The sequence below is a fragment of the Protofrankia sp. CiP1_Cm_nod3 genome (assembly GCF_982290655.1).
The window spans coordinates 34,347-40,885 of record NZ_CEVIVD010000039.1; the positions used below are offsets into that span (position 1 = coordinate 34,347).

A 6,539-nucleotide genomic window follows, 5' to 3' on the forward strand; every position below is an offset into this window, starting at 1 on the left:
GAGCAAGGAAAGCCAGCCCGTGGACCTGGGTGGACTTGAACCACCGGCCTCTTCCTTATCAGATCATTTTGACACTGGGTGACCAGGCGGGTGCGTCCCATTCATCCAACTGGTCGCATTCGTCAGTCGGTGTCCGCAGCAGACGATCACAGATAGTCCCGTCGGTCGCGTCGGGTTCCGTTCACGATTCCGTGCACGTGGCTCGGGTCCCGTGCAGCCGTGTCGGGTGGGTGGCCGTCCGACGCGCCCGGCGAGCATGGCGCCCCCGGCGCCACGCGCAGTTCGCGGCGCGGCGGACGGACGGGCCCCGCGCGGCACGGCGTGCCCTGGTCGACATCCCGGCCGAGCCGTCGATCCCGGCCGCCTGCGACGGCTTCGCCAGACTCCGGGCTGAGCTGATCACCTCCGTCGGTCGGGCAGGCTTCGCCCTACCCCGGGTTCTCCCGGCCGGGCAAGGGCCGCATCCCCACTCGAGTTCGATCTTTGCCGCCGGCCCTTGCGCGGTCGGGAGGTTCCGGGGTAGCCCTCGGGGTGCCCGTCCGGCGGAGGTGATCAGCGGACATGCCCCCACCCACCACCGGAAACGAACACGTATTCGACCCACCTCCAGAGAGAGGGCCGGGGTTCGGGGCGGAGCCCCGTGGTCTTTGCGGCCCGCAGGGCCGCGCTTGAACAAGTAGGGAAAGTTGGCACAGTCACTCACGACACCAAAAGCATCCGATAAGTTACAAAAAGTGATAAGAGTGGTAATCCGAACCTTTGTCTCAGGTCACGGCGAGACGGTAGGAGAGCACGGATCGGTGGCCAGCCATGACGATGTCCGCAGTCTCGACCGGCTTGTCACCCACTCGGTAAGTGCGCCTCATCGAGAGGACGGAGGCGCCCGGAGGCAGTTCGAGCGCTCTCACCTCGTCGGCTGTCGGTGGCCGCGAGGTGATCTCTTCCTCTACCGAGTCGATGTGTTGGCCGATCAGATCAAAGCGTGCGACAACGCCGATTGCTGCGCCTTCCTCGGGAAGCTCGATTGGCGTGCCCGTGGTGAGGGCTGAGGGCTCCCACGAGATGGCCGTTTGGATCGGGGTCCCGTCATAGCGGTAGAGGTATCGCGTCACAGTCACCGGCTCGCCGGGCTGAATGGCGAGCCGTTCGGCAACCTGTTCGTCTGCCGTTTCGCGCGTCGTCTCGTGGTCCCAGGAGGCTCGCCCGCCCGACGCGGCGGCAGATCGAGCAAACGGGGATGTTGACTCCGTGGAGCCTGGCGGGCGCCGCCGGTAGAAGTCGGTTGTGATGCGTCGGACCGACGGCCGGGTCTGGACGAAGGTTCCGTGCTGGCCTCGGGTTTCGATCAGCCCTTCCGTCTGAAGCTGTGCGATCGCGCGACGGATCGTCTCCTGAGCGGCGTGGAAGGTCCGGGCGAGTTCGCGGTGTGAGGGGAGCCGGCTGCCCGGCGGGTACTCACCTGCTTCGATCTTGTCCCGCAACGATGCCGCGATCCGGGTGTATGGCGGGCGGCTTGGCGTGGACATGCCCTAGACCATATCGAGCATGCCCACAAAAGATCTTTCAAAAGATGCCCTAGGGCATGTGGACATGCCTTAAGGCATGCTGCTACTGTCGAGCCACGCTGAGACGGGAGGCAACCCGTCGAGGTGGCTGGGCCTTCTGGACATGAAGAAGGCCCGGGTGGGAGGCAACCCACACCGGGCCAGACGCGACTGATGATCGCTCTTCGAGCGTACAGCGTCTGACCTTCTCGTGGACGCCTTCCACGCCTGTTGTTGGCGTGCCCGCCGGCTGCGGCCGGGGGCTGGTGGAAGGGCGTGTGATGACGCTTTCTGTTCTGTTCGCCGTGGATGGTGGGGATCGTCCGTGGCCGACGTTGCCGGACGACCCGGAGCCGGACCGCTGGGTTGTGATCGTCGATGGTGCGAAGTCGTCGGGTGGTGTCCGGTGAGCCGGCGGCAGAAGGCGAAGGACGTGGTGACCGAGGTGGCCCGGCCGCGGCGGGGTGAGCGGTTGGACGCGCCGTCGCCGACGCGGCGGGCGGTGGTGAAGGCCGCGTTGACCGCGCCGGTCGGGGTGGCGCTGTTCGGGTCGCAGCAGTCGGAAGAGCTGTCGTTGGAGACGCCGCGGTCGCGGGAGGCGCGTCATGGCCGGTGAGCAGGCGGCGGTGCGGGAAGCGGTGGTGCGGGACGCGTTGCACGCCGCGGTGGCGGCGGTGGACCCGCCGGTGCCGGTCGTGGGGAAGGGGAAGCCGGTGCGGCCGGTGCCCCGGCGGGAGTCCCCGACCGTCCCGACCGAGACCGGCGGTGGCAGCGACGCTGACGGCGCTACCGGTATGGCGCACGCTGCGACGATCGATGCCCGGTCTGTCTCGTCTCCCGCGCGGCGGCAGGCCGCCGCGCTGCGGGCCGGGCTTGAGCTGCTGGCCGCGGTCGGGGACGCGGTGGACGCCACCGGTGCCCGGCTGCACCTGACCGTTTTCGCCTCCGGCCACCGGCCATCGCTGTCCGTCGACGTGTTCGGCGCCACCGCCCCCGGCGGACCCGACGAGGCGCCGGTGATCCTGGCCGGCCTGACCGCGGTGGCCGGCCGGCTCGGGTTGCCGCTGACCGTCGACTACGACACCCCGCGCTCCGTCGGCCTGTCCGTGACGACCACGATCACCGGCGTCCAGGTCCGGATCTGCACCCGGTTCACCACCCCCGACGGCATCGCCGCCGCCCGCGCTCTTCTTCCCGCCTCGACAGGGGACCCCCGATGACCACACCGACCACGGCCGGCACCGTGGCCACCGGCCCGGCTGCTGCTCCCGCCGGCCCGGCCGGGGAGACACCTGACCCGCTGGCCGGGCTCACCCCGCTGATCTCGGTGGAGACCGCCGCGGAGGTTCTCGGGTTCTCCCGGGCGTCGGCGTACCGCTACGCCAAGGCCGGGGCGCTGCCGGTCCGGCGGATCGGCGGCCGGGTGTACGTCGTGACCGCGGGGCTGCGTGCCCTGCTCACCCCGGACGGGGGTGCCCGGTGAGCGCCACCCGGCTGCGGGTGGCCCTGGCCGTCGATCCCGACGGCGGGCCGGCGGTCGACGCGGCGACCGTCCCTGGCGTTCTCGACGGGTTCGCGTGCCCGGTCTGCTTCCCGCGGGCCCGTACCGGCGAGCGTGGTGCGCGGAAGAGCCCGAAGGCGGTCACGATCCCCACATCGGCCAAGGAGATCAGGAACCTGATCGGTAGGAAGCGGACGTCGAAGACGACGGCCGCGGACGGGGTGACGACGCGGGACCGGCTCACCGGCCGGGAGTCGACCACGCTGACCCCCGCGCAGAAGGCGGAGCTGGCCCGCCGCCGGAAGGTCAAGAAGAAGGGCGGCCGGTGATGGGTACGAAGATCAGCGCCGATCAGTGGATCAGCCGTCTGGTCGGTGCCGGCCTGGCCGTCGTGGCCGGGGTCGCCGCGGTCGTCTCGTACCGGCACATGCGCGACCTGTCCGCCCGCCACGGCGAGGACGGGCTGTCCTCGACGATCCTGCCGCTGTCCGTGGACGGGCTGCTGGCGGTGGCCGCGCTGGTGCTGCTGGCCGATGCCCGTGCCAACCGGCGCGGCGGCCGGGCCACCGCCTGGTTCGCGGTCACGCTCGGGATCGGCGCGTCGGTGGCCGCGAACGTGGCGCACGCCGAGCCGACGTGGACCGGCCGGCTGATCGGCCTGTGGGCACCGGTCGCGCTAGCGGTCGCGCTGGAGCTGGCGTTGCGGCATGTCCGGCACGCGGCGGCCGACCAGGCGCGGCCGGCACTCGAGGCCACGGCCGATACGGATGGCCCGCCGGCCCGGGTGACGCCGGTGGTCGCGCCACCCGTGGCCGCCCCTGCGCGGGTGGCCGGGCCAGCGGTGGCCGATCCCGGGCCGCCGGTCGGGCCGGCGGGCCACGCCGGCGGGTCGACCCGGCATCGGGTGGCCGCACTGGTGGCCCGCGTCCCGGCCGATGATCCCCGGTCGGACCGGCAGCTGGCCGCCGAGTGGGCACCGCTGGTCGGTGTCACGGTGTCGACGGTTCGTAACCATCTGTCCGCGCTACGGCGGGCGGAGGTGACCGTGCGATGAGCCTCTTCGGTCTCTCCGCGGCCGACCGGTGGGAATGCGCCGTGCACGAGGCCGGCCACGGGGCGGTCGCCCGCCACTACGGCGCGACGGTCCGGCTCCACCTCGGCCGCACCAGCGGCAGCTACCAGCTATCCCAGTACGACCACGTCTCCACTGCGGATCTGGCCGTGATCCGGCTGGCCGGGCCGGCGGCGGCCCGGCTGCTGACCGGCCGGGACAGCGGTGGCCGACAGGACCGCGCGCAGGCCCGCGTCGAGCTCCGCGGCACCGGCCGGACAGTACGGCAGGCCCAGCGGGAGGCCGACCGGCTCGTGCGCCGGTACCGCTCCGGGATCGAAGCGGACGCGCGGCGCCTGTGCGGGCAGGGGGCCGCGCGATGAAACCCGATATCCGCGCCGAGCTGCGCCTGCTGCCCCTGTGGGCGGCCGCCGCCGTGGTCCTGGTGGCCGTCGTCGTCCTGCTCCTGCGGATCACCGGTCTGATCGTGGTGGCGATCGTGGACGCGGCCGAACGCGTCGATGTGGCGGTGTCCACGACGCTCGGGATCTCCCCGCTGGGCGCCTCGACGCTCCTGCTCCCCGCCGACTGGACGCCGGGCGGGGGGTGGGAACGGTGACCGCGCCGGTGCGCCTGCGCAAGGCGACCCCCGACGTGGGTGACGTTGTCCCGCTCCCGCCATGGACTCCGGCGGTACCGGCGGCCGGTGGGGATGACAGGGTCATCGCGGTCACGGCCGCCGACATCGAGCCGCCGGTCGTCGCGACCGGCCATGTCGTGCCCGCGGCGGAGGACACCGCCGGTGAGGCGCTGGCCCTGGCCGCCGGCCGGCGGCTGGCCCGGGGCGTGTTCCAGGTCGGCCGGGGACACGGCGTGTGGGCGCAGCGGGCCATCGACGCGGCCACCCACGCCGCGATCCGGGAGCAGATCCGCCGCGCCCGGGCCGCCGGGGACAGCGAGGCCCTGGCCGGCTGGCTGGAGCACCTACGGCAGGCCAAGGCCGACCGGCGGCAGCGGCTACTGACCCTGCCCGCCGCGCTGCGCTCCGCCGTCATCGCGGTGGTGGTCCTGGTGGCGTTCCTCGCCGGGCTGCTGCTCCTGGCCGGCATGGTCGTCGCGGTGACCCGGCCGCTGGGCATGACCTGGGACGGGTACTGGTCGGCCCTGGCCGGCCTCGGCGACATCGCGGCGGCCCTGATCGCGGTAGCCGTGCGGGTGGTGCTCTGGGGGGCCGGGCCGGCGTGGCTGATCACCGCCTACCGGGCCGGCGGCGGCGAGTCGATACCCGGGTGGCTGGCCACCTCGTCGGACACGGACATCGACCTGGCCATCGACGAGTCCACGATCGCGCAGGCGCTGGCGGCGCTACGTATCCCGCAGATCCGCGACCACCTCAAGACCGCGCCACTCCAATATCTGACCACGGCCCGCCGGGACGGCCGGGGCACCCACGCGGTGATCCGGCTGCCCAGCGGGGTGACCGCCGAACGGATCTCCGCGCGCCGCGCCGATCTCGCCTCCGGCCTGCACCGGCTGGCCAAAGAGGTCTGGCCGACCACCGGCAGCGAGGCCGGGGTCCTCGACCTGTGGGTGGCCGACAAAGGCGCCCTGACGGAAGGCGCCGGGCCGTACCCGCTGGCAACCGACGGCGTCGACGTCTTCAAGGGTGTGCCGTTCGGTCGGACGCTGCGCGGTACCCCCCTCACCGCGCCGATCATGGAACGGAACACGATCACCGGTGGGATGCCCGGCCAGGGGAAGTCCTCCGCCGCCCGGACCATCATGACCGGGGTCGCCCTCGACCCGACCGCCGAGCTACGGATCTGGGTACCCGACGCGAACTTCGACTTCGAGGCGTTCCGGCCGCGATGCGCCCGCTACGTCATGGGCGCGGAGCCCGAGAAGATCGAGCAGATCTTGCACGACCTGCGGGAGCTGCACGCCGAGGTCCAGGCCCGCGGACAGCTCCTGGTCACCTACGAGATCCCGGCGGTGACCCGCGAACTCGCCAGCAAGGGCGTGGGCCTGCACCCGCTGGTGTGCCTCCTGGAGGAAGCCCACGTCGCCATCCAGCACAAGAAGTACGGGGAAGAGATCGGGCAGCTCCTCGTCGACATCGTCCGCCTCGGCCGCAAACGCGGGATCCACCTGATCGTGTCGACACAGGCACCGACGAAGGACAGCATGCCGCGCGACGTCACCCGCAACTGCTCGAACGGGATCGCCTACGCGGTCGGGGACCACGTCGCCAACGACGCCCTGCTCGGCCAGGGCGCCTACCGGGCCGGACACCGGGCCACCGAACTCATCCCCGGCACCGACAAGGGCACCGCCATCGTCAAGGGCTTCACCGGAGAACGCTCCGAGATCGCCCAGACCTACTTCATCGACGTCGCCCAGGTCCCCGGCATCATCCGCCGGTCACTGGAAGCCATCGAGAGGG

The 6,539-nt window shown here is 72.0% G+C and carries 9 protein-coding genes; 8 read left to right on the forward strand and 1 reads right to left on the reverse strand.

The genetic code is table 11. From position 1 onward, the window contains the following. Nucleotides 1-764: 764 nt before the first annotated feature. Nucleotides 765-1,526, reverse strand: coding sequence for a GntR family transcriptional regulator (locus AC5LUJ_RS10230; RefSeq protein ID WP_250289465.1), 762 nt, complete (start codon nt 1,524-1,526; stop codon nt 765-767). Nucleotides 1,527-1,950: 424 nt separating this feature from the next. Here AC5LUJ_RS10230 and AC5LUJ_RS10235 point away from each other — a divergent pair, with 424 nt between their 5' ends. The 8 genes from AC5LUJ_RS10235 to AC5LUJ_RS10270 form a co-directional block, all read left to right on the forward strand. Continuing rightward, entirely contained in the window at nt 1,951-2,160 is a 210-nt protein-coding gene (locus AC5LUJ_RS10235; protein WP_250289462.1) for a hypothetical protein, read from the forward strand. After that, nucleotides 2,150-2,764: a hypothetical protein gene (locus AC5LUJ_RS10240; RefSeq protein ID WP_250289460.1), complete on the forward strand. Its 615-nt coding sequence runs from the start codon at nt 2,150-2,152 to the stop codon at nt 2,762-2,764. The genes AC5LUJ_RS10235 and AC5LUJ_RS10240 overlap by 11 nt, the downstream gene beginning before the upstream one ends. Continuing rightward, entirely contained in the window at nt 2,761-3,027 is a 267-nt protein-coding gene (locus tag AC5LUJ_RS10245) for a helix-turn-helix domain-containing protein (RefSeq protein WP_250289458.1), read from the forward strand. The genes AC5LUJ_RS10240 and AC5LUJ_RS10245 overlap by 4 nt, the downstream gene beginning before the upstream one ends. After that, nucleotides 3,024-3,374: a hypothetical protein gene (locus AC5LUJ_RS10250; RefSeq protein ID WP_250289456.1), complete on the forward strand. Its 351-nt coding sequence runs from the start codon at nt 3,024-3,026 to the stop codon at nt 3,372-3,374. Before AC5LUJ_RS10245 ends, AC5LUJ_RS10250 begins: the two co-directional genes overlap by 4 nt. Continuing rightward, nucleotides 3,374-4,099: a DUF2637 domain-containing protein gene (locus AC5LUJ_RS10255; RefSeq protein WP_493464829.1), complete on the forward strand. Its 726-nt coding sequence runs from the start codon at nt 3,374-3,376 to the stop codon at nt 4,097-4,099. Before AC5LUJ_RS10250 ends, AC5LUJ_RS10255 begins: the two co-directional genes overlap by 1 nt. After that, the gene (locus AC5LUJ_RS10260) at nt 4,096-4,479 is read left to right on the forward strand and encodes a zinc metalloprotease (protein ID WP_250289536.1); all 384 of its coding nucleotides are present in this window, start codon (nt 4,096-4,098) and stop codon (nt 4,477-4,479) included. Before AC5LUJ_RS10255 ends, AC5LUJ_RS10260 begins: the two co-directional genes overlap by 4 nt. Beyond that, a complete protein-coding gene (locus AC5LUJ_RS10265) occupies nt 4,476-4,715 on the forward strand; it encodes a hypothetical protein (RefSeq protein ID WP_250289538.1) in 240 nt (79 codons plus the stop codon). The genes AC5LUJ_RS10260 and AC5LUJ_RS10265 overlap by 4 nt, the downstream gene beginning before the upstream one ends. Continuing rightward, nucleotides 4,712-6,539: cell division protein FtsK (locus tag AC5LUJ_RS10270; RefSeq protein ID WP_493464828.1), on the forward strand; the 1,828-nt coding region annotated here is incomplete at its 3' end. The genes AC5LUJ_RS10265 and AC5LUJ_RS10270, both read left to right, overlap by 4 nt.

Bases quoted from the DNA above. Each gene is read 5' to 3' on its own strand.
- AC5LUJ_RS10245 (WP_250289458.1), top strand. From the start codon at position 2,761: ATGACCACACCGACCACGGCCGGCACCGTGGCCACCGGCCCGGCTGCT.
- AC5LUJ_RS10230 (WP_250289465.1), bottom strand. From the start codon at position 1,526: ATGTCCACGCCAAGCCGCCCGCCATACACCCGGATCGCGGCATCGTTG.
- AC5LUJ_RS10260 (WP_250289536.1), top strand. From the start codon at position 4,096: ATGAGCCTCTTCGGTCTCTCCGCGGCCGACCGGTGGGAATGCGCCGTG.
- AC5LUJ_RS10265 (WP_250289538.1), top strand. From the start codon at position 4,476: ATGAAACCCGATATCCGCGCCGAGCTGCGCCTGCTGCCCCTGTGGGCG.
- AC5LUJ_RS10255 (WP_493464829.1), top strand. From the start codon at position 3,374: ATGGGTACGAAGATCAGCGCCGATCAGTGGATCAGCCGTCTGGTCGGT.
- AC5LUJ_RS10240 (WP_250289460.1), top strand. From the start codon at position 2,150: ATGGCCGGTGAGCAGGCGGCGGTGCGGGAAGCGGTGGTGCGGGACGCG.